This window comes from Microbacterium oleivorans (assembly GCF_001691565.1).
Classification (GTDB): domain Bacteria; phylum Actinomycetota; class Actinomycetes; order Actinomycetales; family Microbacteriaceae; genus Microbacterium; species Microbacterium oleivorans_B.
The window spans coordinates 742,667-767,311 of record NZ_MAYO01000003.1 but is presented as its reverse complement, the minus strand read 5'-3'; the positions used below and the strand labels follow the sequence as shown (position 1 = coordinate 767,311).

General features: G+C 68.7%; 22 protein-coding genes. 21 read left to right on the top strand and 1 reads right to left on the bottom strand.

Annotated features, from left to right (window positions below):
• Positions 1–207 precede the first annotated feature (207 nt).
• The 18 genes from mraZ to BBA86_RS06410 all read left to right on the top strand — a co-directional run bounded on the left by mraZ (position 208) and on the right by BBA86_RS06410 (position 18,065).
• Entirely contained in the window at positions 208–639 is a 432-nt protein-coding gene (mraZ, locus tag BBA86_RS06495) for a division/cell wall cluster transcriptional repressor MraZ (RefSeq protein ID WP_065570819.1), read from the top strand.
• A gap of 103 nt (positions 640–742) precedes the next feature.
• A complete protein-coding gene (gene rsmH, locus BBA86_RS06490) occupies positions 743–1,702 on the top strand; it encodes a 16S rRNA (cytosine(1402)-N(4))-methyltransferase RsmH (protein ID WP_065570818.1) in 960 nt (319 codons plus the stop codon).
• A complete protein-coding gene (locus BBA86_RS06485) occupies positions 1,699–2,307 on the top strand; it encodes a hypothetical protein (RefSeq protein WP_065570817.1) in 609 nt (202 codons plus the stop codon). The genes rsmH and BBA86_RS06485 overlap by 4 nt, the downstream gene beginning before the upstream one ends.
• 4 nt (positions 2,308–2,311) lie before the next feature.
• Positions 2,312–4,123, top strand: coding sequence for a peptidoglycan D,D-transpeptidase FtsI family protein (locus BBA86_RS06480; RefSeq protein ID WP_065570816.1), 1,812 nt, complete (start codon positions 2,312–2,314; stop codon positions 4,121–4,123).
• A gap of 26 nt (positions 4,124–4,149) precedes the next feature.
• Positions 4,150–5,562, top strand: a complete 1,413-nt coding sequence (locus BBA86_RS06475) for a UDP-N-acetylmuramoyl-tripeptide--D-alanyl-D-alanine ligase (protein ID WP_065570815.1) — start codon at positions 4,150–4,152, stop codon at positions 5,560–5,562.
• Entirely contained in the window at positions 5,559–6,668 is a 1,110-nt protein-coding gene (mraY, locus tag BBA86_RS06470) for a phospho-N-acetylmuramoyl-pentapeptide-transferase (RefSeq protein WP_065570814.1), read from the top strand. Before BBA86_RS06475 ends, mraY begins: the two co-directional genes overlap by 4 nt.
• Complete coding sequence (gene murD / locus BBA86_RS06465) at positions 6,665–8,206, top strand: UDP-N-acetylmuramoyl-L-alanine--D-glutamate ligase (RefSeq protein WP_065570813.1); 1,542 nt, start codon at positions 6,665–6,667, stop codon at positions 8,204–8,206. Before mraY ends, murD begins: the two co-directional genes overlap by 4 nt.
• On the top strand, positions 8,163–9,377 hold the full coding sequence (gene ftsW / locus BBA86_RS06460; protein ID WP_065570812.1) for a putative lipid II flippase FtsW: 1,215 nt from the start codon (positions 8,163–8,165) through the stop codon (positions 9,375–9,377). Before murD ends, ftsW begins: the two co-directional genes overlap by 44 nt.
• A gap of 10 nt (positions 9,378–9,387) precedes the next feature.
• Entirely contained in the window at positions 9,388–10,461 is a 1,074-nt protein-coding gene (locus BBA86_RS06455) for a UDP-N-acetylglucosamine--N-acetylmuramyl-(pentapeptide) pyrophosphoryl-undecaprenol N-acetylglucosamine transferase (RefSeq protein WP_065570811.1), read from the top strand.
• A gap of 81 nt (positions 10,462–10,542) precedes the next feature.
• Entirely contained in the window at positions 10,543–11,943 is a 1,401-nt protein-coding gene (gene murC, locus BBA86_RS06450) for a UDP-N-acetylmuramate--L-alanine ligase (protein WP_065570810.1), read from the top strand.
• 18 nt (positions 11,944–11,961) lie between these two features.
• Positions 11,962–12,990, top strand: coding sequence for an FtsQ-type POTRA domain-containing protein (locus BBA86_RS06445; RefSeq protein WP_065570809.1), 1,029 nt, complete (start codon positions 11,962–11,964; stop codon positions 12,988–12,990).
• Between the two features lie 157 nt (positions 12,991–13,147).
• The gene (gene ftsZ, locus BBA86_RS06440; protein WP_065570808.1) at positions 13,148–14,308 is read left to right on the top strand and encodes a cell division protein FtsZ; all 1,161 of its coding nucleotides are present in this window, start codon (positions 13,148–13,150) and stop codon (positions 14,306–14,308) included.
• Positions 14,309–14,315: 7 nt separating this feature from the next.
• Positions 14,316–15,005, top strand: a complete 690-nt coding sequence (locus BBA86_RS06435; protein ID WP_065570807.1) for a YggS family pyridoxal phosphate-dependent enzyme — start codon at positions 14,316–14,318, stop codon at positions 15,003–15,005.
• Between the two features lie 32 nt (positions 15,006–15,037).
• Positions 15,038–15,493 carry a cell division protein SepF gene (locus BBA86_RS06430; protein WP_065570806.1) on the top strand — a complete coding sequence of 152 codons (456 nt, stop codon included), beginning with the start codon at positions 15,038–15,040 and terminating at the stop codon, positions 15,491–15,493.
• 4 nt (positions 15,494–15,497) lie between these two features.
• Complete coding sequence (locus tag BBA86_RS06425) at positions 15,498–15,800, top strand: YggT family protein (protein WP_065570805.1); 303 nt, start codon at positions 15,498–15,500, stop codon at positions 15,798–15,800.
• A gap of 114 nt (positions 15,801–15,914) precedes the next feature.
• Positions 15,915–16,529: a DivIVA domain-containing protein gene (locus BBA86_RS06420; RefSeq protein ID WP_065570804.1), complete on the top strand. Its 615-nt coding sequence runs from the start codon at positions 15,915–15,917 to the stop codon at positions 16,527–16,529.
• An 11-nt stretch (positions 16,530–16,540) separates the two neighbouring features.
• On the top strand, positions 16,541–17,158 hold the full coding sequence (lspA, locus tag BBA86_RS06415) for a signal peptidase II (protein WP_065570803.1): 618 nt from the start codon (positions 16,541–16,543) through the stop codon (positions 17,156–17,158).
• Positions 17,145–18,065: an RluA family pseudouridine synthase gene (locus tag BBA86_RS06410; RefSeq protein WP_065572206.1), complete on the top strand. Its 921-nt coding sequence runs from the start codon at positions 17,145–17,147 to the stop codon at positions 18,063–18,065. The genes lspA and BBA86_RS06410 overlap by 14 nt, the downstream gene beginning before the upstream one ends.
• A gap of 21 nt (positions 18,066–18,086) precedes the next feature.
• Here the strand turns inward: BBA86_RS06410 and BBA86_RS06405 are convergent, their stop codons facing one another.
• Positions 18,087–18,560 carry an NUDIX hydrolase gene (locus tag BBA86_RS06405; protein ID WP_065570802.1) on the bottom strand — a complete coding sequence of 158 codons (474 nt, stop codon included), beginning with the start codon at positions 18,558–18,560 and terminating at the stop codon, positions 18,087–18,089.
• Positions 18,561–18,608: 48 nt separating this feature from the next.
• Between BBA86_RS06405 and dnaE the strand changes: the two genes are divergently transcribed.
• The 3 genes from dnaE to hisD all read left to right on the top strand — a co-directional run bounded on the left by dnaE (position 18,609) and on the right by hisD (position 24,634).
• On the top strand, positions 18,609–22,127 hold the full coding sequence (gene dnaE / locus BBA86_RS06400; RefSeq protein ID WP_083199481.1) for a DNA polymerase III subunit alpha: 3,519 nt from the start codon (positions 18,609–18,611) through the stop codon (positions 22,125–22,127).
• Positions 22,128–22,223: 96 nt separating this feature from the next.
• Complete coding sequence (locus BBA86_RS06395) at positions 22,224–23,312, top strand: hypothetical protein (protein ID WP_065570801.1); 1,089 nt, start codon at positions 22,224–22,226, stop codon at positions 23,310–23,312.
• Between the two features lie 20 nt (positions 23,313–23,332).
• The gene (gene hisD / locus BBA86_RS06390) at positions 23,333–24,634 is read left to right on the top strand and encodes a histidinol dehydrogenase (protein ID WP_065570800.1); all 1,302 of its coding nucleotides are present in this window, start codon (positions 23,333–23,335) and stop codon (positions 24,632–24,634) included.
• Positions 24,635–24,645: the final 11 nt, after the last annotated feature.

The following is a 24,645-nucleotide window of genomic DNA, read 5'->3' as shown; positions in this document are numbered from 1 at the left end:
TCGGACACCCTCCACCTCGCTCCACTTCTGAAGCACCGACCTCCGGGTCGGTGCTTTTTTTGTGCCTTTGCGGACGCCCGGGCCCGCTCCGTCGTCGCCCGGTGGTGCGCCGAGGATGCCGGATGCCCGGAACTGTCGCGGAGTGGAGGAAAGTGGAGTAAAGTGGCGTCATCCTGGAGCGGGCCGGACGAAGGGGGTGACCGAGCGATGTTGTTGGGCACCCACACCCCCAAGCTGGACGACAAAGGCCGAGTCATCCTTCCGGCCAAGTTCCGCGACGACCTCGGCCCCGGCGTCGTCATCACGCGCGGTCAGGAACGCTGTCTTTACGTCTTCAGCTCGGTGGAGTTCGAGCGGGTCTACGAGCGCATCCGCGAAGCGCCGCTGACGAACAAGCAGGCGCGCGACTTCCAGCGCATGTTCCTCTCGGGCGCGAGCGCTGAGAAGCCCGACTCCCAGAACCGCATCACCATTCCGCCCCACCTGCGCACCTACGCGGGCCTCGAGCGAGAACTCATCGTCACGGGCGTCGGTGCACATGCCGAGATCTGGAACGCGGAGGCGTGGAACGCCTACGCCGACAGCAACGAGGACACGTACTCGGACATGGAGCAGGAGGTGATCCCGGGACTCTTCTGATCCTCGACTGCGACTCCCAGCCGCACGCCCTGACGCACTTCCCCGGCGCCAGGTCGGAGCGGATGGGGATCGGGGTCGAGGGCCCGGCGGAACCGAAGGAATCATGGCCCACGACGAGATCCATACCCCCGTCCTGCTCGACCGCTGCGTCGAGCTGCTCGCTCCTGCGCTGCAGCACGACGGCGCCGTCGTCGTCGACGCGACCCTCGGTATGGGCGGACACTCCGAGGCCCTCCTCGAGCGTTTCCCCACCGCTCACCTCATCGGTCTCGACCGCGACACGGACGCGCTCCGCATCGCGGGGGAGCGGCTCTCCCGCTTCGGCGACCGCGTCACCTTCGTGCACACCGTCTACGACGGCATCGCCGACGCGGTCCGCGGTGCCGGCTTCCCGCACGCTGACGGCATCCTCTTCGACCTCGGTGTCTCGTCGCTGCAGCTGGACGAGGCGGACCGCGGCTTCGCGTACTCGAAGGATGCCCCGCTCGACATGCGGATGGACCAGTCCGCCGGCACGACCGCAGCCGACATCGTCGCGACGTACGGCGAGGGCGACCTGCGACGGATCTTCGAACGCTACGGCGACGAGAAGCTCGCCGGCCGCTACGCCCGGGCGATCATCGCCGCACGGCAGGAGGCTCCGATCGAGCGCTCCGCGCACCTCGTCGACATCCTCATCGCAGCCACGCCGATGGCCGTCCAGCGCGAGCGCAGCGGTCACCCCGCCAAGCGCGTCTTCCAGGCCCTCCGCATCGAGGTCAACGGCGAGCTGACGGTGCTCGAGCGGGCCCTTCCGGCGGCCCTCGGCATCCTTCCCGTCTCGGGCCGGGTCGTCGTCATGTCGTACCAGTCGCTCGAAGACCGACTCGTGAAGCGCGTGTTCACCGAAGCGACCAGGTCGACCGCTCCCGCCGGTCTCCCGATCGAGCCGCCCGAGCATGCCCCCCGTTTCCGGCTCCTCACCAAAGGTGCAGAGCTGGCGTCCGACGAAGAGAAGACCCGTAACCCCCGTGCCACCCCGGTGCGGCTGCGTGCGGCCGAGAGAGTGAGGGAGGCGTCATGAGCGCTTCGGCCCTGGCCACCACCGCCACCGACACCGCGTCCGATGAGGTCCTCCTCGGTTCGGCGGCTCCTGCTCTCCGACCCGTCGGTCGCGCCGGCTGGAGCGTCGCGGCGCAGCCGCGGCGTCGTCCCCGGCGTGCGTTCGGGATCATCGCCGTGGCGGGTGCGCTCGCGATCGCCGGGGTGCAGATGGGGCTGTCCATCGTCACGACGCAGGACGCCTTCGAGGTGAAGAACCTCACGGCGCAGCAGCGCGACGTGAACTATCAGAAGAACATCCTCGAGGACGAGGTGGCGGGCCTCAGCTCGCCGCAGTTCCTCGCCGCGAACGCTGCTGCCCTCGGCCTGGTCGCCGGCGGCGAGCCCAGCTACATCCGTCTGAGCGACGGCGCGACCCTCGGGCCGAAGACGGGGGCGTCCGAAGCATCGTCGATCGAAGCGCTGTCGCGGGCCGCGGTCTCCAACGCGCTCGTCGCCGGGGTTCCGCTGGTCACCGACCCCGAGGCGAGCCTCGACACGGGGGTCTCGATCGACAAGAAGCTCTTGGCCGATACGCCGACACCCCCGTCCATCACCGACGGACTTCCGACCCCCGCCACACACTGAGAACATGACGACTCGAGCAACCCGCAGTCCGCGCCGTCGCACCGTCGTCGCCCTCGCCGTCGTCCTGGTCGTGCTGGTCGCCTTCGTCGCCCGTCTCATCGACATCCAGGTCGTCAACGCGAGCCAGCACGTCGAGGACGCCTTCAGCAAAGGCATGCAGAAGACAACGACGCTCGAAGGCGCGCGCGGCGCCATCGTCGACGCGAAGGGCAACCCGCTCGCCACCAGCATGCTCCGGTACAACGTGGTCATCGACCCCCACCTCGCCGAACAGGGCATGTCCCTCCGCGACGACACCGGGGCGATCGTCAAGGACGACGCCGGTGACACCGTGATGGTCACGTGGCCGGAGATCGCAGCCGAGATCGCCAAAGTCACCGAACAGAGCGCCGACGAGGTCCGCGCGATCGTCGACGACGCATACGCGAAGAACTCCGGAAGCCGCTACCAGGTCATCAAGCGTCTCGTGTCCACGGCGGAGTTCCGAGAGCTCGACGATCTCGGGATCCCCTTCCTCTCCTTCGAACCAGTCGCCTCGCGCTCGTACCCGGACGGCGCGGTCGCCGGGAACATCATCGGGTTCGTGGGATCGGACGGAGAGCCTCTCGAGGGCGTCGAGAAGCTGCAGGACTCGTGTCTCGAACCCACGAGCGGGAGCATCAAGTACCAGCGCGGCGCGAACGGCGTGACGATCCCCGGCACGGCCGTCGAGAAGCCCGCCGTCGACGGCGGCACACTCAAGCTGACGATCGACTCGGACCTGCAGTGGTACATGCAGCAGCTGATCGCGGAGGAGACGGACCGCTACCAGGCCAACTGGGGCGGGATTCTCGTGATGGAGGTCGCGACGGGGAAGATCCGCGCGATCGCCGAGACGGACTCGGTCGACCCGAACGACCCCGGCGCCAGTAAGTCCGAGGACCGCGGCTCCCGCCTCCTCCGGACCTCGTTCGAACCCGGTTCGACGTTCAAGCCGGTCACCGCGGCGACGGCCATCGAGCAGGCGGGCGTCACGCCGGGCACGACCGTCACGGTTCCCGACCGCATGGTGTTCAAGAACGGCGCGGTCGTCAACGACTCCGAGAAGCACGCGACACAGGACCTCACACTCAACGGCGGACTCGTGACCTCCTCGAATGTCGCGATGTCGCAGTTCGGTGCGATGGTCGATCCGCAGACCCGATACGACTACTTGAAGAAGTTCGGGGCCGGCGAGGCCGACGGTCTGGGCTGGTCCGGCGAACCCGAACGGATCCTCCGGCCCGCCGACACCTGGGACAACCAGACGAAGTACGCCACGACCTTCGGTCAGGCCTTCACCGTGACCGCCGTCCAGGTCGCGAACGCGTATCAGACATTCGCCAACGGCGGGGTCCGGATGCCGGCATCCCTCGTCGAATCCTGCACGAAGGCGGACGGCGAGGTCATCCACCCGAAGGTCGCCGCCCCGGAACGCGTCATCAAGGAGGAGACGGCGAAGGAGGTGTCGCTCATGCTCGAGAACGTGTTCGCTCAGGGGACGCTCGCCGATGACGTGGCCCTCCCCGGCTACCGGATGGCAGGCAAGACGGGCACCGCTCAGATCTCCGACGGTCGCGGAGGCTACAAGAAGAACCTGTACTTCACGTCGCTCGTCGGCTTCGCTCCTGCCGAGGATCCGAAGTATGTTGTCCTGACGGTCTTCGACGAGCCCAAGAAGCAGCGCATGTCGTCGGCCAACCGCTCGGTGTTCAAGAAGGCGATGGCGCAGGTGCTCACGCACTACCGCATCATGCCGTCGGGCTCGGAGACCCCCCTCCTGCCCGTCACCGGCTGAACCGAGCGCACGAGGAGACCCCCAGCATGATCCGGATGACGCTCGCCGAGGTGACGCACGCCGTCAGCGGCACCCTCCACCTCCACGGTGCGGACACGCCTGAGACCGTTGTCGCAGGCACGGTCGACACCGATTCGCGAGAGATGGGGCCGGGCTCGGTCTTCGTCGCGAAGCCCGGCGACGTCACCGACGGACACCTGTTCGTCGACGTCGCCGCCGAAGCCGGCGCCACGCTCGCCATCGTCGAGCGTCGCGTCGACACGGAGATCTCGCAGATCGTCGTCCCCGACGCCGTCGCTGCCTTGGCCGCCCTGGCTCGGGACGTGGTCGCGCGTGTACGTACGGCCGGGAACCTGCAGGTCGTCGGCATCACGGGCTCGAACGGCAAGACCACGACGAAGAACCTGCTGGCGCGGATCCTCGAGGACGAGGGGCCGACCGTCGCCCCGCGCGCGTCCTTCAACAACGAGGTGGGCGCGCCCGTCACGATGCTCCGCGTCACCGACGACACCCGCTTCCTCGTCAGCGAGCTGGGCGCATCGCGCCCGGGTCGCATCGCGGAACTCGCGGGTCTCATCACGCCCGACATCGGTGCCGTGCTCATGGTCGGGCTCGCCCACGCGGGCGGGTTCGGGGGTGTCGAGGCGACGCAGAAGGCGAAGACCGAACTCGTCCAGGCTCTGCGGCCCGGCGGGACCGCGGTTCTCAACGCAGACGACGCCCGCGTCGCTGCGATGGCCGCTGCGGCGCAAGAGCGCGGCGCCGACGTGCGGTGGTTCGGTCGCGGCGCCGCAGCGGACGTTCGCGCCGACGATGTCGAGGTCACGGCATCCGGAACGACCGCGACGGTTCACGTCGACGGGCGCGAGCTGCCACTGCACCTCAAGGTGCTCGGTGAGCACCATGTCATGAACGCCCTCGCAGCCATCACGGTCGCGCAGCTGCTCGGCGTGGATCCGTCCGATGCCATCGCTCGCATCGGGACGGTCGAGATCGCGGAACGCTGGCGGATGCAGCCACTCGGTACGGACCGTGTCCGCATCATCAACGACGCGTACAACGCGAGCCCCGACTCGATGGCCGCAGCGCTGCGGACGGTCGCCCAGATCACCGCTCCCGGCCAGCGGAAGGTCGCGGTGCTGGGCGCGATGTCCGAGCTCGGTGAGCAGGCGGGGGAGGAGCACGATCGCATCGGACTGCAGGCCGTGCGCTTGCGCTACGAGCGCATCGTCGTGATCGGCACCGCTGCGCGACGGCTCTACCTGGCCGCGATCAGCGAGGGCTCTTGGGATGGCGAAGCCGTCTTCTTCGAGACCGCCGACGAAGCCTACGACTACCTGACGGCCGAGCTGCGCGACGGTGATCGCGTGCTGGTGAAGTCTTCCAACTCCGCCGGGCTCAGGTTCCTCGGCGACCGTCTGGGAGAATTCTTCTCGTGAGATCCCTGCTGGCCGCCGCGACGATCTCGTTGGCTTTCACCCTGTTCCTCACCCCGCTGTTCATCCGGCTCTTCCGGAAGATCGGCTGGGGGCAGGTCATCCGCACACCCGAGGACATCAACAACCCGAGCCATCACACCAAGCGCGGGACGCCCACGATGGGCGGCATCGTCTTCGTCCTGGGAACGATCGTCGGCTTCTTCGTGGGCAGTTACACCGGGGGCACCGAACCGACCGTCTCGGGCCTGCTCGTGCTGTGGATGATGGTCGGCCTCGGGATCATCGGTTTCATCGACGACTACATGAAGGTCCGCTCCCAGCGGAGCCTCGGTCTGTCGGGGTGGCGCAAGATCGTCGGCCAGGTGGCCGTCGCCGTGCCGTTCGCCGTCATGGCGCTGAACTTCCCGAACCAGTACGGCGAGACTCCGGGGTCCGCCTACATCTCCTTCTTCCGCGACATCCCGACGCTGTCCTTCATGGCTCTCGGGGCCGTGGCAGGGTGGATCCTCTACCTCCTGTGGATCTCGTTCATGTCGGTCGCATGGTCCAACGCCACGAACCTCACCGACGGACTCGACGGTCTCGCCACGGGAGCCGGCATCTTCACGGTCTCGGCCTACAGTCTGGTGACTTTCTGGCAGCTGCAGCAGCGCTGCCACTCGGCCGCTCTCGTGACCGAGTACACCGCCGCCTGCTACGACACGCGTGACCCCATGGGCCTCACGGTCGTCGCTGCGTCCTTCGTCGGCGCCCTCGTCGGATTCCTCTGGTGGAACGCCCCGAAGGCGAAGATGTTCATGGGTGACGTCGGTTCGATGGCCATCGGCGGTGTCATCGTCGCGATGGCCGTCCTCAGCCGCACCGAGATCCTCTCGATCGTCCTCGCCGGCGTGTTCATCATCGCTCCCGCATCGGTCATCCTGCAGCGGTACTACTTCAAGGCCACCGGTGGCAAGCGGCTCTTCCTCATGAGTCCGTTCCATCACCACCTCGAGATGCGAGGCTGGCCCGAGATCACGATCGTCGTGCGCATGTGGGTGATCGCCGGCATGCTCGCGATCTTCGGCGTCGCACTGTTCTACGTCGGCTGGTTGGCGGCCCTGTGACCGCGGACCTCACTCGCCTGACCAGCTGGCACGCCGACTGGTCGGGTCTGCGCGTCGTCGTCCTCGGCCTGTCGATGACGGGGTTCTCGGTCGCCGACACGTTGGCCGAGCTGGGTGCGGACGTCCTCGTCGTCACTGAGACGGCGAGCGACGAGTACGCCCGGCTGCTCCCCGTCATCGGTGCGGGGTTGTGGGAGGGGCCCCTCGATTCCGTCCCCGAGGGGCTGATCGCCCACCGCCCGGACGTCGTCATCGCGTCGCCCGGATTCCCGCCGCACCACCCCGTGGTCTCCTGGGCACGTGAGGTCGGGGTCGCCGTGTGGGGCGACATCGAGCTCGCCTGGCGCGTCCGCGACAAGATCCTCCGGCCCGACGGTACGCCGGCCGAGTGGATGCTCATCACGGGCACCAACGGCAAGACGACCACGACCCAGTTGACGGCGACGATGCTCGTGGCGGGTGGCCTTCGCGCCGCCCCGTGCGGGAACATCGGGGTGCCGGTGCTCGACGCGGTCCGGGACCCCGCGGGCTTCGACGTGCTCGTCGTCGAGGTCTCGAGCCACCAGCTCTGGTACCTGGGTCTCTCGGACGACGCCGGACGGGTGTCGCCGTACGCCAGCGTCTGCCTCAATCTCGCTGCGGACCACCTCGAGTGGCACGGGTCGTTCGACGCCTACCGCGACGCGAAGGCGGTCGTGTACCAGCAGACGCGCGTGGCCTGCGTCTACAACAAGAGCGACATCGCGACGCGGGAGATGGTCGAAGACGCCGAAGTCGTGGAGGGATGCCGCGCCATCGGCTTCGATCTCGGTGTTCCCGGCCCGAGCGATCTCGGCGTCGTCGACGGCATCCTGGTCGACCGCGCCTTCCTCGATGAGCGCCGTACGAACGCACTGGAACTCACGACGGTCGACGAGCTCGCGGAGGCGGGGCTCGCGGCACCCCACGTCGTCGCGAACATCCTCGCCGCGGCGGCCCTGGCCCGCTCGATCGACGTTCCCCCGGCCGCCGTCCGAGATGCGCTGCGAGGGTTCCGTCTCGATCCGCATCGGATCGAGGTCGTCGCGGTGTCGGACGGCGTGACCTGGATCGACGACTCCAAAGCGACCAACCCGCACGCCGCGGCATCCTCCCTCCAGGCCTACCCGGGAGCCGTGTGGGTCCTCGGGGGGCTCCTGAAGGGCGTGGAGATCGACGAACTCGTCGCATCCCGCGGCCCCTCGGTCGCGGCCGCGATCGTGATCGGCATCGACCGCGCGGACATCGTGCGCGCTTTCGCGCGACACGCCCCGGCGGTACCGCTGTTCGAGGTCGACCACGCCCAGACTGAGGACGTCATGACCGAGGTCGTCGCGTTGGCGGCGGGCGTCGCGCAGGACGGAGACGTGGTCCTCCTCGCTCCGGCAGCGGCGTCCTTCGACCAGTTCGCCTCGTACTCGGATCGCGGTCGGCGCTTCGCCGACGCGGTGAACGCACGGATCGGAAGGGACGCCGGTGACAACCACGACCGACCGTCCGGCCCCGTCGGATCCGGCTGACCGCGGGTCTTCGGCCTTCACGGCGCGTGTCGCCCTCGGCAAGGCCTTCGCTCCGGTCCCGAGCGAGTTCCTCCTCATCGCCTCGACGGCGCTGATCCTTACGATCTTCGGGCTCGTCATGGTGCTGTCGGCGACCATGGCGACCTCGGGCGCGGGCGGTCCCTTCGAGACCGCGATCAAGCAGGGCGTGTTCGCCGTGGTCGGCATCCCGCTCATGTTCGTGCTGAGCCGGTTGCCGATGCTGTTCTGGAAGCGGATCTCCTGGATCGCGCTCGGTGTCGCGCAGGCCGGTCAGCTTCTCGTTTTCACCGGTCTCGGCTACGGCTTCGACGGCAACCGCAACTGGATCTCGATCGCGGGCATCCAGGCGCAGCCGTCCGAGTTCCTGAAACTCGCGTTCGCCCTCTGGCTGGGGTACGTCCTGTACCGCAAGCACACCCTCCTGGGCCTGTGGCGACACGTCTTCATCCCCGTGGTCCCGGTGTCCGTCATGGTGATCGGCTCGGTGCTCGCGGGCAAGGACCTCGGCACGGCCATGATCCTCGTGCTGATCCTGCTCGGGGCCCTCTTCTTCTCGGGCGTCAAACTGCGGGTGTTCATCATCCCCGTGATCGTCGCGGTCGCCGTCGTCGCGTTCCTCGCGGTCACGAGCCCCAACCGCATGGCCCGCATCACGAGCTTCCTCGATCCGAACTGCCTCGACGACTACTACAAGGGCTGCTACCAGCCGCTCCACGGCATCTGGGGCCTCGCAAGCGGCGGTGTCCTCGGTCTCGGTCTCGGCAACTCGCGCGAGAAGTACGCGTGGCTCCCGGCGGCGTCGCACGACTACATCTTCGCGATCGTCGGCGAGGAGCTCGGCCTCATCGGGTGCGTCGTCGTCCTGGCTCTGTTCACCCTCCTCGCCGTCGGGGCCTTCCACATCGTCCGGAAGACGCCCGATCCGTTCATCCGGATCGCAGCGGGCGGAATCACGGTCTGGCTCATCGGACAGGCGCTCATCAACATCGGCGTCGTGTTGCGGCTCTTCCCGGTGCTGGGCGTCCCGTTGCCGTTCATGTCGCAGGGAGGCACGTCGCTCGTGTCTGTCCTGATGGCGTGCGGGGTGCTCCTCGCGTTCGCCCGGACGCTGCCCACCTCGGCGCCGAGCGCCGCACCTGCCCGCCGGTAGGCTCGATCCGGTGACCACGTACCTTCTGGCCGGCGGCGGGACCGCGGGCCACGTCAACCCGCTGCTCGCCGTCGCCGACGCCCTCATGGCTCGCGAACCCGACGCCACGGTGCTGGTCCTCGGCACACGGGAAGGACTCGAGGCGCGTCTGGTCCCCCTGCGCGGGTACGAGCTGCTGTTCGTCGACAAGGTGCCGTTCCCGCGTCGACCGGATGCCGCGGCTCTGCGCTTTCCGGCTCGATTCGCCCGCGCCGTAGGACAGGTCCGATCGCACATCCGCGAGCGCGGCGTCGACGTTGTCGTGGGATTCGGCGGGTACGCCTCCGCGCCCGCCTACGTCGCGGCGGGGCGTGCCGGAGTCCCGACCGTGGTCCATGAGGCCAACGCCAAGCCAGGGCTCGCGAACGTGCTGGGCGCGCGGCGGGCCGCGGCATCCGGGGTCGCGTTCGAGGGCACCCCGCTGCGGGGCGCTGACGTCGTCGGGATGCCGCTGCGTCCCGAGATCGTCCACCTCGACCGTGCGGCCCTGCGCGATGAGGCGATCACCGCCTTCGGGCTCGACGCGTCGCGGCCGGTGCTCCTCGTCTTCGGCGGGTCTCTCGGCGCCGTGCGGATCAACCGTGCTCTCGCGCAATCGTGGCAGGACGTCGTCGCGGCCGGCTGGCAGATCCTCCACGCCGCGGGGGAGCGCAACGACATCGCCGACCCGGGCGATCCCGCCTATCGCATCGTTCCGTACATCGACCGGATGGACTTGGCGTTCGCAGTCGCCGACATGATCGTGTCGCGCTCGGGAGCGGCGACCGTCAGCGAGATCAGCGCGCTCGGGATCCCGGCGGTCTACGTGCCCTACGCGGTGGGAAACGGCGAGCAGGCGCTCAACGCGTCGGCCGCCGTCTCCGCGGGCGCGGCGGTGCTCATCCCCGACGGCGAACTCACGGGGGACCGCATCCGTTCCACCGTCGTGCCGCTACTGACCGATCCGACGGCACGTCAGCGGATGCGCGACGGGGCCTCGACGGTGGGGACGCGCTCGGGGAGCGAGAACGTCCTCGGCCTCATCGACCGCGCCCTCGGTCGCTGAGGCGCTGCGCTGCCTGCTGAGCCGCTCGCGCCAGCGCGCCGCGGCGTTCTCCCTGTGACCCCGACCTAGACTTGACGGGCCATGATTCGCCCCGATCTCTCGCACCCCATCCCCACGGACATCACCGCCGCCCATTTCATCGGGATCGGCGGTTCCGGGATGTCGGGACTCGCCGGGATGTTCCTCGATCGCGGCATCCGGGTCTCAGGGTCGGATCGGTCCGACAGCGCCGCCATGCAGGGCCTCGCAGCCCGGGGAGCCGAGGTCCACGTCGGCCACGACGCCGCCAATCTGCCCGACGGCGTCGATGCGGTCGTGTTCACCGGGGCGATCTGGCCTGAGAACCCCGAGTACCTTCGCGCCAAAGAGCTCGGCATCCCCGTCATCCACCGGTCGCAGGCGCTCCACTGGCTCGTCGGCGGCCGTCGTCTGGTGAGCGTCGCCGGGGCGCACGGCAAGACCACGTCGACCGGCATGATCGTCACGGCGCTCCGAGCGATCGGCGCCGATCCGACCTTCGTCAACGGCGGCGTCATCGCCTCGCTCGGCGTCTCGAGCGGCACGGGATCCGACGACCTGTTCGTCATCGAAGCGGACGAGTCGGACGGTTCGTTCCTGCTCTACGACACGGCCGTCGCGCTCATCACGAACGTGGACCCCGACCACCTCGACCACTGGGGGTCGCGCGAGGCGTTCTACGACGGGTTCGTCCGGTTCGCCGATGCCGCCTCGCAGGCGGTCGTCATCTCCTCCGACGACCCCGGTGCCCGCGAGGTCGCGAACGCGCTCACGCACCGGAACGTCGTCTCGTTCGGCACGTCGGCGGACGCCGACGTCCGCGTGAGCGAGATCGTCACCGAGGGGCCGGTGTCCTTCACGATCCATCACGGCGGACGGTCGGCATCCGGCGCCCTCGCCGTCCCGGGTGCGCACAACGCGATCAACGCCGCAGGTGCCGTCGCCGTACTCCTCACGCTCGGCCACGACCTCGAGGGCGCCGTCCGCGCGGTCGAGGAGTTCGGCGGCACCGTCCGCCGGTTCGAGCTGCACGGCATCCGATCGGGTGTGTCGGTCTACGACGACTACGCGCACCACCCGACGGAGGTCGACGCGGCCCTGGCGGCGGCCCGCACCGTCGTCGGGGACGGGCGCATCATCGCCCTCCACCAGCCGCACACCTACTCGCGGACGCAGGCGATGTACCGCGAGTTCGCCGAGGTGCTCGAGTCGCGCGCCGACCAGACCGTCGTCCTCGACGTCTACGGTGCCCGCGAGGACCCTGTTCCGGGGGTCACCGGCGCTCTCGTCAGCGGAGCGTTCGACGACCAGGACCGGGTGCGATTCGTCGCCGACTGGCAGCAGGCCGCCGAGTACACGGCATCCATCGCCCGCCCCGGCGACTACATCATCACCCTCGGATGCGGTGACGTGTACCGGATCATCCCGCGGGTCCTCGACGCCCTCGGCTCGGCGGAGAACTGATCATGGGGCGGGACTGAGATGCGGCGGCCGTCGCCCCTCCCGTCGACGCCGACGGCGCGCCGCGCCGCGGAGCCACCGCGCGGACAGACGACGGAGACGCTGTCGGCGAAGGAACAGCGACCCGTCGCCTCCGCCCCGGCGGATGACCCGCGGGTAGCGGACGAGCATGCCGAGGCCTTCGAGCCTGCGCGGTCCGGCCGGCTGGGCCGCGTCATCCCGTTCGAGCAGCCGGCACAGGCGGACGATGTCGCGTCTCAGGAGCCTGCTCCGGATGCCGAGGTGGAGCGTCCGCTCGGAGTGCGAGACGTCTGGGCGGCGGCGCGCGCCCGCCGTCGTGCGCTCCGCCGCGAGGTCCGACGATTCACGGTCCGCCAGCGCCGTCGGCGCTACGCGTCGCTCGGCGCGCTCGCGGCCGTCGTCCTCGTCGCTCTCGGCGCCGTCGCGACGGCCTACAGTCCGTTGTTCGCGGTGTCGACGATCACCGTGGTGGGCACCGACCGTCTCGAGGCGGCGGCTGTCGAGAAGGCGCTCTCCGGTGAGAGGGGGACACCCCTCGCGATGATCGATTCGAGCGAGGTGAAAGCGGCTCTCGTCGCCTTCCCCCTGGTCGAAAGCTACTCGATCGAAGCGCGGCCGCCGCAGGAGCTCGTGGTCCGTATCGTCGAGCGGACACCGGTCGGTGTCGTCTCGACGAAGGCCGGCTTCTCTCTCGTCGACGCTGCCGGAGTCGTGCTCGCGACGACGAAGGACGCGCCGAAGGGGTACCCCGTGATCGACGCGGCAGGAGGCGCGGGATCCCGTGCCTTCCGCGCGGTGGGCGCCGTCTACCGGTCGCTCCCGGCCGACCTCCGCTCGCAGATCAGTGCCATGTCGGCGACGACGACCGAGGATGTCACCCTCTCGATCGACGGTGCCGACGTGGTCTGGGGTAGTCCGGATGAGCCGCGGGAGAAGGCTCGCGTCCTGACCGCCGCGATGACGGCGAAGCCGCCGTCCGAGGTCGAGGAATACGACGTCTCGTCGCCGACCGCGGTCGTCATCCGCTGACGGAAGAATCCGATCCGGCGACACGCCGCCGCGCTGCGGCCGGGCGCCTCGGCGCCGCATACCTTCGGAATCAGGAATTGCATACTCGGCAATTCTTTAAACCTCTGGTTGAGGTTGAAGGTTTGCACTCGAGGTTCAGGACGATACGGAGGCCGGCGTGAGCCAGAACCAGAACTACCTTGCTGTGATCAAGGTCGTTGGCGTGGGCGGTGGCGGTGTCAACGCCGTCAACCGCATGATCGAGCTCGGCCTTCGCGGCGTCGAGTTCATCGCCGTCAACACGGACGCCCAGGCGCTGCTCATGAGCGACGCCGACATCAAGCTGGACGTGGGTCGTGAACTGACCCGTGGTCTGGGCGCCGGCGCCGATCCCGAGGTCGGCCGACGCGCCGCCGAGGATCACGCCGAGGAGATCGAAGAGGCCCTCGCCGGCGCCGACATGGTCTTCGTGACCGCAGGTGAGGGCGGTGGCACCGGCACGGGTGGCGCTCCCGTCGTCGCGCGGATCGCGAAGTCGATCGGCGCCCTCACGATCGGTGTCGTGACCAAGCCCTTCTCCTTCGAAGGACGCCGCCGTCAGACCCAGGCCGAGTCCGGCGTCTCGAAGCTGAAGGAAGAGGTCGACACCCTCATCGTCGTCCCGAACGACCGTCTCCTCGAGATCAGCGACCGCGGCATCTCGATGATCGAGGCGTTCGCCACGGCCGACCAGGTCCTCCTCGCCGGTGTCCAGGGCATCACCGACCTCATCACCACCCCGGGTCTCATCAACCTCGACTTCGCCGACGTCAAGTCGGTCATGCAGGGCGCGGGATCCGCGCTCATGGGGATCGGGTCCGCGCGCGGTGCCGACCGCGCCATCAAGGCCGCCGAGCTCGCGGTCGAGTCCCCGCTGCTCGAGGCCTCGATCGAGGGTGCGCACGGCGTGCTGCTGTCGATCCAGGGCGGCTCGAATCTCGGCATCTTCGAGATCAACGACGCGGCTCAGCTGGTCAAGGAAGCCGCGCACCCCGAGGCCAACATCATCTTCGGTACCGTCATCGACGACACCCTCGGCGACGAGGTGCGCGTCACGGTCATCGCGGCAGGCTTCGACGGGGGCGAGCCCCAGGTGAAGGTCGAGCCGATCACGGCGAGCCGCCCGGCATCCGCCCCGGTCCTGCCGCCGCTGCCGGCCGACACGGTGGCTCGCGACCTCGCAGCCGCCGAGAACGCCGGCTCGCGCGAGTCGGTGTCCGTCTCGGCGTCGTCCTCGTCGAGCGACTACGACTCGGCATTCGGCGACGACGACCTCGACATCCCCGATTTCCTGAAGTAACAGGCTCGTGGATCTGCGTTCGCGGCTCGCCGACATCGACGCGCGCATCTCGGATGCCGCTCGGTCGGCGGGCCGCGATCCTTCGGGGATCACCCGCATCGTCGTCACGAAGTTCCACCCGGTCGACCTGGTTCAGGACCTCTCCCGCCTCGGTGTGGCCGACGTCGGGGAGAACCGCCAGCAGGAGCTCACCGCGAAGCGCGAGGCCTATGCCGGGGACCCGGTCCGGTGGCATTACATCGGACAGGCCCAGACGAACAAGGCCCGTGCGGTGCGACGCGATGCGGATGCCGTGCATTCGCTCGACCGTTCCCGTCTCGCCGACGCGCTGCACGCCGCGCGGTCCGAGGATGTCGACACCGACATTCTCGATGTCCTCATCCAGGTCAATCTGACCGACGATCCGGGGCGCGGGGGAGTCGCCCCGGCGGGTGTGGCCGAGCTCGCCGAGCACGTCGCCGCGACGTGCCCGTCGCTCCGCCTGCGCGGCGTCATGGCCGTCGCCCCCCTGGGTGAGGAGCCTGCGCCCGCCTTCGAGCGCCTGGCCTCCTACGCCGACCGCGTCCGCACGATCGTGCCGGATGCCACGTGGATCTCCGCCGGGATGACCGGCGACTTCGTCGAAGCGATCGCAGCGGGTGCGACACACCTGCGGATCGGTTCGGCAATCACGGGCCCGAGGCCCGTGCACGGATAGCCTCGTCACAGACGAGCAATACGGAGGATGCGATGTCGAACCCGCTCAAGAAGACCATGGTGTACCTGGGCCTCGCCGACGAGGAAGAGGTCTACGAAGAGCCGGCTCCCCGCCGCGAGAGCCGGGAGAAGCAGGTCGAGAACAAGACCGCGCCGGTGACGCCCATCCACCGTCCCGCCGTCGTCCGTCAGCCCGCCCCGACGACGGTGAGCGAGATCGTCACGGTCCACCCGAAGCAGTACCGCGACGCGCAGGCGATCGCAGAGAACTTCCGCGACGGCATCCCGATCATCATCAACCTCTCGCAGATGAGCGACGCCGACGCGCGCCGCCTCATCGACTTCGCGAGCGGTCTGTCGCTGGGTCTGTACGGACGTATCGAACGCGTGACGAGCAAGGTCTTCCTGCTCTCGCCGGAGAACGTCGCCGTGTCCGGCGAGGGCGCGATCGCCCAGGGCGACACGGACTCCACCCCCTTCACCCACTGACGCCGTGTCGGTCATCGGCCTCATCGCCGGGATCCTCAACGCGCTCCTGCTCATCTACGTGCTGTTCCTCCTGGCACGTCTGGTTCTGGAGTACATCCCGATGTTCAATCGGGAGTGGCGTCCCCGCGGCGGCTGGCTCGTCGTGGCGGAAGTCGTGTTCACTGTGACGGACCCGCCCATCAAATTCTTCCGCCGCTTCATCCCCCCGCTGCGCATCGGACCGATCGCGCTGGACCTCGCGTTCCCTATCACGATGCTGATCTGCTTCGTGCTGCTGTCCATCACGCAGGTGTTGAGCCGATACTGACCTCGCCGTCGTCGCACCCGTGACAGCCGCGGACTATGCTGTCGGGGTACGGCTCGCGCCTCGCGGGTCTTCATTGACCGGCCCGCCCCCTGAGCCCCGAAAGAGGAAAGACACATGCCTTTGACTCCCGAAGACGTCGTCACCAAGCAGTTCCAGCATGTTCGCTTCAAGGAGGGCTTCGACCCCGACGAGGTCGACGACTTCCTGGACGAGATCGTCATCGAGTGGCGCAAGACCATCGCCGAGAACGAGGAATTGAAGGCGAAGCTCGCCGCCTACGAGTCCGGCGAGACCCCCGCCGCACAGGAGTCCGCTCCCGAGGCCGAAGCCGCCCCCGAGACCCAAGTCGTCGAAGAGGTTTCCGCTCCCGCCGAGCCGGCTGAGGCCCCCGTCGCGGCGAACGCCGCCCCGGCCGCCGCATCCGCCGGGATCATCGAGCTCGCGCAGCGTCTGCACGACGAGCACGTGGCCGAAGGCAAGGCGCAGAAGGAGAAGCTCATCTCCGAGGCGCAGGCCGAGGCCGACGCCATCCTCAACGACGCCCGCTCGAAGGCACGCGACGAGATCACCCGCCTCGAGAGCGAGCGTGGCACGCTCGAAAGCCGCATCAGCGAGCTGCGTCAGTTCGAGCGCGACTACCGCGTTCAGCTGCGCGGTTTCATCGAGGACAAGCTCCGCGACCTGGACGTCGCCGGAACGTCGGGCTCCACGCCCATCCCCGCGTCCTGACCATTCGCACATTGTCGAGCCGAACGTCCGCGGCGCGGACGACACTGCGCGCAGCAGCGGCCGGCACCACCATCGCGATCCTCGCGGTGCTGGTGCTGGCCGCTGACCAGTTCACGAAGTACCTCGCGTTGGAGAACCTGCCCGAACGGCAGGCTGTGCCCGTCATCGGGGACTTCCTCCAGCTTTATCTGACGTTCAATCCGGGCGCGGCGTTCTCGCTCGGCGAGGGAGTGACCTGGGTCTTCACCCTCGTCCTCGCCGCAGCCGCGATCGCGATCGTCGCGCTGGGCATCACCCGTGTGCGCACCCGAGCCTGGGCCGTCGTGCTCGGACTGCTGCTGGGCGGCATCCTCGGGAACCTCACCGATCGCCTGCTGCGCGCACCCGGTTTCCTCGTCGGACACGTCGTGGACTTCATCCACACGCCCTGGCTGTGGCTGTGGTTCCCGTCGGCGATCTACAACGTCGCCGACATGTTCATCGTCACGATGATGATCGCCGTGGCGATCCTGGTCCTCATCGGACTCCGCTTCGACGGAACCCGTGAGAAGGATGCCGCGCGCGCCGCGGCTCCGACGGATGCAGACGCTGACGCCACGACGCCGCCAGACCCTCATGCCCAGCCGTAGTCTTCCCGTCCCCGACGGGCTGGACGGTACGCGTGTCGATGCCGCGCTTGCGAAGCTGCTCGGATTCTCGCGGACCTTCGCCGCCGAGGTCGCCGAGGCGGGCGGGGTGCAGCTCGACGCTCGGACCGTCGGCAAGTCCGACAAGCTCGTCGCCGGAGCATGGCTGCAGGTCGACTGGGAAGACAAGCGCGCGCCCGAGATCGTGCCGATCGCCGTGCCGGACCTCGGCATCATCCATGACGACGACGAGATCGTCGTGGTGGACAAGCCCGCCGGCGTCGCCGCTCACCCGTCGCTCGGGTGGGAGGGTCCGACGGTCGTCGGTGCACTCGCGGCTGCCGGCTTCCGCATCGCGACCTCCGGGGCTCCCGAGCGCCAGGGCGTGGTCCACCGGCTCGACGTCGGGACGAGCGGCCTGATGGTCGTGGCGAAGACCGAGCGCGCCTACACGGCGCTCAAGCGCGCGTTCAAGGAGCGCGAGGTCGACAAGGTCTATCACACGGTCGTGCAGGGGCACCCCGACCCCCTCGTCGGCACGATCGACGCGCCGATCGGCCGCCACCCGAACCACTCCTGGAAGTTCGCCGTCATCCCCGACGGCAAGGACTCGGTGACGCACTACGAGACCCTCGAGGCGTTCCCTCGGGCCTCGCTGCTCGAGGTGCACCTCGAGACCGGCCGCACGCACCAGATCCGCGTGCACATGGCCGCGCACCGGCATCCCTGCGTCGGCGATCCGCTCTACGGGGGAGACCCGACCCTGGCGCAGCGCCTGGGGCTCACGCGTCAGTGGCTCCACGCCCACGAGCTGTCGTTCGCGCACCCGGCGACGGGGGACTGGGTCACCTTCCGCTCGGACTACCCGGCGGATCTGGCCGGAGCGCTGGAGATCCTCCGCGATCAGTGAGGTCCTCGCGGTCGGTCGGACTCAGCGACCGCCGGCGAACGTCGCGGGATCGTCCTCTGCGATGGCGAGCGCGATCTTGCGGACGTGCGTCTGATCGACCTCGACCAGTTCGCCCAGGCCGTACCAGCCGACCTCGGTCAGCTCGCCGTCGGCGGGATGCGGATCGCCCGAGACCCAGTCGCACCGGAAGACGAGATCGAGGTAGTCGACCTCGTCGCCGTTCTCGTAGACGATGCGGGGGATCTGCTGCACGGCGGCCAGTCGCGTCGCGCGGACGACGACGCCCGCCTCCTCGAGGCATTCCCGGACGGCGGTGTCGGCGGGCTCCTCGCCGGGCTCGACGATCCCCGAGACCGCCTGCCACTCGCCGTTGTCCGCGCGCTTGCCGAGCAGGACCTTCTCGTCGCGGAAGACGATCGCGGTGACCCCGACGAGGGGGAGCGGGGCGGTGCCGATCTTCTCGCGGAGGGCGAGGACGAACTCGGGGGTGGTCATGTCGACCAGCCTAGGCGCCGTGTCGGAACCGGAACGTAGACTCGATGGGTGGCATCCGACTCCTTCGTTCATCTGCACGTCCACAGCGAATACTCGATGCTCGACGGGGCCGCCAAGATCGGAGCGATGACGCAGGCGGCCGCCGATTACGGGATGCCGGCGATCGCCGTCACCGACCACGGCAACACATTCGCGGCCTTCGAGTTCTACCGAGCCGCGAAGGCGGCTGGTGTCAAACCGATCGTCGGACTCGAGGCCTACGTCACCCCTGGCACGCACCGCAGCGACAAGTCTCGCGTGGCGTGGGGATCGCCCGACCAGAAGAGCGACGACGTCTCGGGGTCGGGTGCTTACACCCACATGACGATGTGGAGCCAGAGCACGGAGGGTATGCACAACCTCTTCCGGTTGAGCTCGCTCTCGAGCATCGAGGGCTACTACTTCAAGCCGCGGATGGACCGCGAACTGCTGCAGACGTACGGCAAGGGCCTCATCGCCACGACGGGGTGTCCGTCCGGCGAGGTGCAGACCCGCCTGCGCCTCGGGCAGTACGACGCCGCACGCGCCGCGGCGGCCGAGTTCCAGGACATCTTCGGCAAGGAGAACTACTTCGCCGAGATCATGGACCACGGCCTCTCGATCGAGCGCCGCGTCATGACCGACCTCATCCGGCTGTCGAAGGATCTCGGCATCCCGCTCGTCGCGACCAACGATTCCCACTACACGCACCAGCACGAGGCGGACGCGCACGAGGCGCTCCTGTGCGTCCAGTCCGGTTCGACGCTCGACGACCCCAACCGCTTCAAGTTCGACGGCGACGGGTACTACATCAAGACCGCGCAGGAGATGCGTCAGCTCTTCCGGGACCACCCCGAGGCGTGCGACAACACCCTCCTGATCGCCGAACGCTGCGAGGTGGAGTTCAACACCTCCGCCAACTACATGCCGCGCTTCCCCGTGCCGGACGGCGAGACCGAGGACAGCTGGCTCATCAAGGAGGTCGAGGCCGGGCTGCACTACCGCTACCCGGGCGGCATCCCGGACCGTGTCCGGAAGCAGGCCGAGTACGAGACCGGCATCATCCTGCAGATGGGCTTCCCGGGGTACTTCCTCGTCGTCGCCGACTTCATCAACTGGGCGAAGGACAACGGCATCCGCGTCGGTCCCGGCCGTGGCTCCGGTGCCGGGTCGATGGTGGCGTACGCGATGCGCATCACCGACCTCGATCCGCTCGAGCACGGCCTGATCTTCGAGCGCTTCCTGAACCCGGACCGCGTCTCCATGCCCGACTTCGACGTCGACTTCGACGACCGGCGCCGCGGCGAGGTCATCGACTACGTGACCGAGAAGTACGGCTCCGAGCGCGTCGCGCAGATCGTGACGTACGGCACGATCAAGTCGAAGCAGGCGCTGAAGGATGCCGGTCGTGTCCTCGGCTTCCCTTTCTCGATGGGCGAGCGCCTCACGAAGGCCATGCCGCCGCCCGTCATGGGCAAGGACATGGAACTCGGCGGCATGTTCGACGCCAAGCACCCGCGGTACAAGGAAGCCAGCGAGTTCCGTTCCCTCGTCGACACCGACCCCGACGCCAAGACGGTCTTCGATCGCGCCCTCGGACTCGAGGGCCTGAAGCGCCAGTGGGGCGTCCACGCCGCCGGCGTCATCATGTCGAGCGAACCGCTCATCGACATCATCCCGATCATGCGCCGCGAGCAGGACGGTCAGATCGTCACGCAGTTCGACTACCCGTCGTGCGAGACGCTCGGGCTCATCAAGATGGACTTCCTGGGGCTTCGAAACCTCACGATCATCTCGGACGCTCTCGACAACATCCGGACGAACCGAGGAGAGGAACTCGACCTCGAGCACCTCGAACTCGAGGATCGGGCGGCGTACGACCTCCTGAGTCGCGGTGACACGCTGGGCGTGTTCCAGCTCGACGGCGGGCCGATGCGGTCGCTCCTGCGCCTCATGAAGCCCGACAACTTCGAGGACATCTCGGCCGTCATCGCGCTGTACCGTCCCGGGCCCATGGGGGCGAACTCGCACACGAACTACGCGCTCCGCAAGAACGGCGTGCAGCCGATCACCCCGATCCATCCCGAGCTCGAGGAGCCGCTGCGGGAGATCCTCGACACGACCTACGGCCTGATCATCTATCAGGAGCAGGTCATGGCGATCGCGCAGAAGGTGGCCGGGTTCTCCCTGGGCCAAGCAGACATCCTCCGCCGAGCGATGGGTAAGAAGAAGAAGTCCGAGCTCGACAAGCAGTATGAGGGTTTCTCGGGCGGCATGAAGGAGCGCGGCTTCGGTGAGGCGGCGATCAAGTCGCTGTGGGACATCCTCCTGCCGTTCTCGGACTACGCCTTCAACAAAGCCCACTCCGCCGCGTACGGCCTCGTCTCCTACTGGACCGCCTACCTCAAGGCGCACTATCCCGCCGAATACATGGCCGCCCTTCTCACGAGCGTCGGCGACTCGAAGGACAAGATGGCGGTGTACCTCAACGAGTGCCGCCGCATGGGCATCCAGGTGCTGCCGCCCGACGTGGGGGAGTCCATCCGCTTCTTCGCCGCCGTCGGGGAGGACATCCGCTTCGGCCTCGGCGCGGTCCGCAACGTCGGGACCAACGTGGTCGACGGCATCGTGTCTGCCCGCGCCGACGGCCCGTACACGAGCTTCCACGACTTCCTCGGCAAGGTGCCCGTGCACGTCGCCAATAAGCGGACGGTGGAGTCGCTCATCAAGGCCGGCGCCTTCGACTCGCTCGGCTCGACGCGGCGCGCCCTCATGGAGATCCACGAGGATGCGGTCGAACAGGCCGTCCTCGACAAGCGGCGCGAGGCGAACGGCGAGGTAGGGTTCGACTTCGACAGCCTCTGGGGCGATGACGAGCCGCAGCAGGTCGCGCGGGTTCCGGAACGTCCCGAATGGACGAAGAAGGACAAGCTCGCGTTCGAGCGCGAGATGCTCGGTCTGTACGTCTCGGATCATCCTCTCGCCGGGCTCGAGATCCCGCTCGCCAAGCATGCGTCGACCTCGATCCACGACCTGCTGGTCTCGGAGGACATCTCCGACGGCGACATCGTCACCGTCGCGGGCCTCGTCACCAGTGTTCAGCACCGCGTCGCGAAGCAGAGCGGCAATCCCTACGGCATGATCACCGTCGAGGACTTCGACGGCGAGGTCACCGTCATGTTCATGGGCAAGACCTACGCCGAGTTCCAGTCGATGCTGCAAGCCGACTCGATCCTCGTCGTCCGAGGGCGAGTGTCGCAGCGCGATGACGGCCGGAACCTGCACGGGCAGTCGGCGTTCATCCCGGATCTCGGATCAGTGGATGCCGCGGGTCCGCTCGTCCTGCTGCTGCCCGAGCACCGGGCGACGGAGACGACGATCGGCCAGCTCGCGGCGGTCTTCGACCGCCACCCGGGGACGACCGAGGTCACACTGAAGCTGCACAAGGGCGGCGTCGCGAAAGTCTTCGAGGTGCCGGCTCAAGTGGGGGTCACCGTCGACCTGTACGGCGAGCTGAAGGGTCTCCTCGGTCCCCAATGCCTCGGCTGAGCAGGAGCGACAGGCCGTGTCATGCGGGCTGATCCGCAGGGCCGACGCAGGTAGGATCGCAGGCGGCGCGGATCCGCGCTGTTCGGAAGGAGCATCGTGACCGACCAGAAGACGAACCCCGAATTGCCGGATGACGCCGGCAGCACCGTCGAGGACCTCGACGTCACGGTCGTGCGGGCTCCGGAGAGCGCGTCGACCGAGGTGCCCAGCGTCGATCGTGAGACCGAGGCGTACGACTTCTCAACGGAAGCCGCGACGGAGGTCGAGACTCTCGAGCCCGGCGCAGCCGAGACGGTCGCCGACGAGCCGGAGACCCCCGCGGCACCCGTCGAGCACGAGCCGTCGGCCGCGGCATCCGGAGCGGGTCACATCCCGCCGCAGTACGGCATCGGCCCCTTCTCCCTTCGCGAGGTCTCGCTCCTCGGCGTGTGGGCCCTGGCGTTCCTGTTCTCCTTCTTCCCGCTCTACGGCGACAACCAGTTCACCCGTCTCCTCGGCGGCGGAACCGTGTGGACGTCCGGCATCGACTGGGTCCTGACGATCGCCGCGCCGACGGTAGCCGTGTTCCTCATCACTCTTCGCCGTTTCTCGCCGGACGGCATCCGGCGTGTGGGCTCGCTCGGCATCGATCAGTTCGCCTCCGTCGCGTTCTCCGTCTCCGCGGTCCTCTGGTTGAGCTGGCTGTGGACGAACATCGCCCGCGGTGCCGCCACCGGTGTCTGGCTGAGCAGCTGGGTCGTGTGGGTCGAGGTCCTCCTGATGGCGGCCGGGGTCGCGCTGACGGTCTTCGCGCCGTTCATCCCGCCGTTCCACGAGGACTTCCTCCACCGGGCGGAGGCGCCCGCTCACCGCATCGCGCGTCGCGCGCGTCCTGTGGTCGCGCGTCCTCTCTCCGATGCACGCTTCACGATGGCGGCACCGGAAGTCGAGCCGGACCCGACCCCGTTCGGAGCCCCGGTCGAGGACGACGAGCCGGCCACGGCACCCGCGTCGGCGCATCAGGCGTTCTGGGCACTGGCTCCCGTCGAGCGCGACGTCGTCGACGAGAACGGCGCTCCGCTGTTCCGTGTGGGCCCCACGGCGTGGGCTCTCGTCATCGAGGATCGCGGCGACTCGTTCGTCGTCCGCCACGAGGACGGCCGGATCGGGTATCTGACCGACGTCTCGGGCGTCACCCGGGGCTGAGGCGCCGGTAGCCTGGAGGGATGCTCCGAACGATCGACCTCCGGGGTCGCGCCGTCACGTCGACCGACCTCCTCGCTGCTGTTCCCCGCGCCACGGCTGCGCGGGACGAGGCGCTCACGACGGCCGCCGCCGTGGTGGCCGACGTCGCAGCGCGGGGCGAGGTCGCGCTCCGCGAGCAGGCCGCGCGCTTCGACGGTGTCGAGGGTCACGCGGTGCGGGTTCCTGCAGCGCACCTCGACGAAGCCCTCGCAGCGTTGGATCCCGGTATCCGCTCAGCCCTCGAGAATGCGATCGGCCGCGTACGGCTCGCGTCAGCTGCGCAGGTGCCTGCTCCCGTCGTGACCGAGATCGGCCCCGGCGCTCGGGTCGAGCAGCACTGGCGGCCGGTTCGCCGTGCGGGCGTCTACGTTCCGGGAGGCAAGGCCGTCTATCCGTCGAGCGTGGTCATGAATGTGGTCCCGGCGCAGGTGGCGGGCGTCCAGGAGGTCGCGCTCGCCTCGCCTCCGCAGCGTGATCACGGTGGCCGCGTCCACCCCGTGATCCTCGCGGCTGCCAAGCTCCTCGGGGTGACCGAGGTCTACGCCATGGGCGGGGCGGGGGCCATCGGAGCGTACGCGCACGGCGTCCCCGAGATCGATCTCGCCCCGGTCGACGTCATCTCCGGGCCCGGCAACAACTTCGTGGCGCTCGCCAAGCGCGTCGTCGCGGGGATGGTGGGTACGGACTCCGAGGCAGGTGCGACGGAGATCCTCATCGTCGCCGACGACGCCGCCGATGCGCGGCTGATCGCCGCCGACCTCGTGAGCCAGGCCGAACACGACGAACAGGCTGCGGCCGTTCTCGTGACCGATTCGGCCTCGCTCGCCCAGGAGGTCGTGACCGCGGTCGAGGTGCGCGCGTCGGCTACCCACCACGCGGGACGCGTGGCGCAGGCGCTCTCGGGTCCGCAGTCCGCCGTGGTTCTCGTCGACGACATCGCGACGGCCACGGCATTCAGCAACGCGTACGCTCCCGAGCATCTCGAACTCCACCTGCGCGACCCCCGTCCCGAGGAGTACGTCAACGCCGGCGCGGTCTTCGTCGGACAGTGGACCCCCGTGAGCCTGGGCGACTACCTCGCCGGCAGCAATCACGTGCTCCCCACCGGTGGTCAGGCGCGGTACGCGTCGGGCCTCTCGGCATCCACGTTCCTGCGGCCGCAACAGGTGATCGCCTACGATCGCGACGCGCTGCAGGCGGTGCACCGCGACATCGTGACCCTCGCGAACGCCGAGGTGCTGCCCGCGCACGGTGAGGCCGTCACGGCGCGCTTCGACGCGTAGGCTGGATGCCG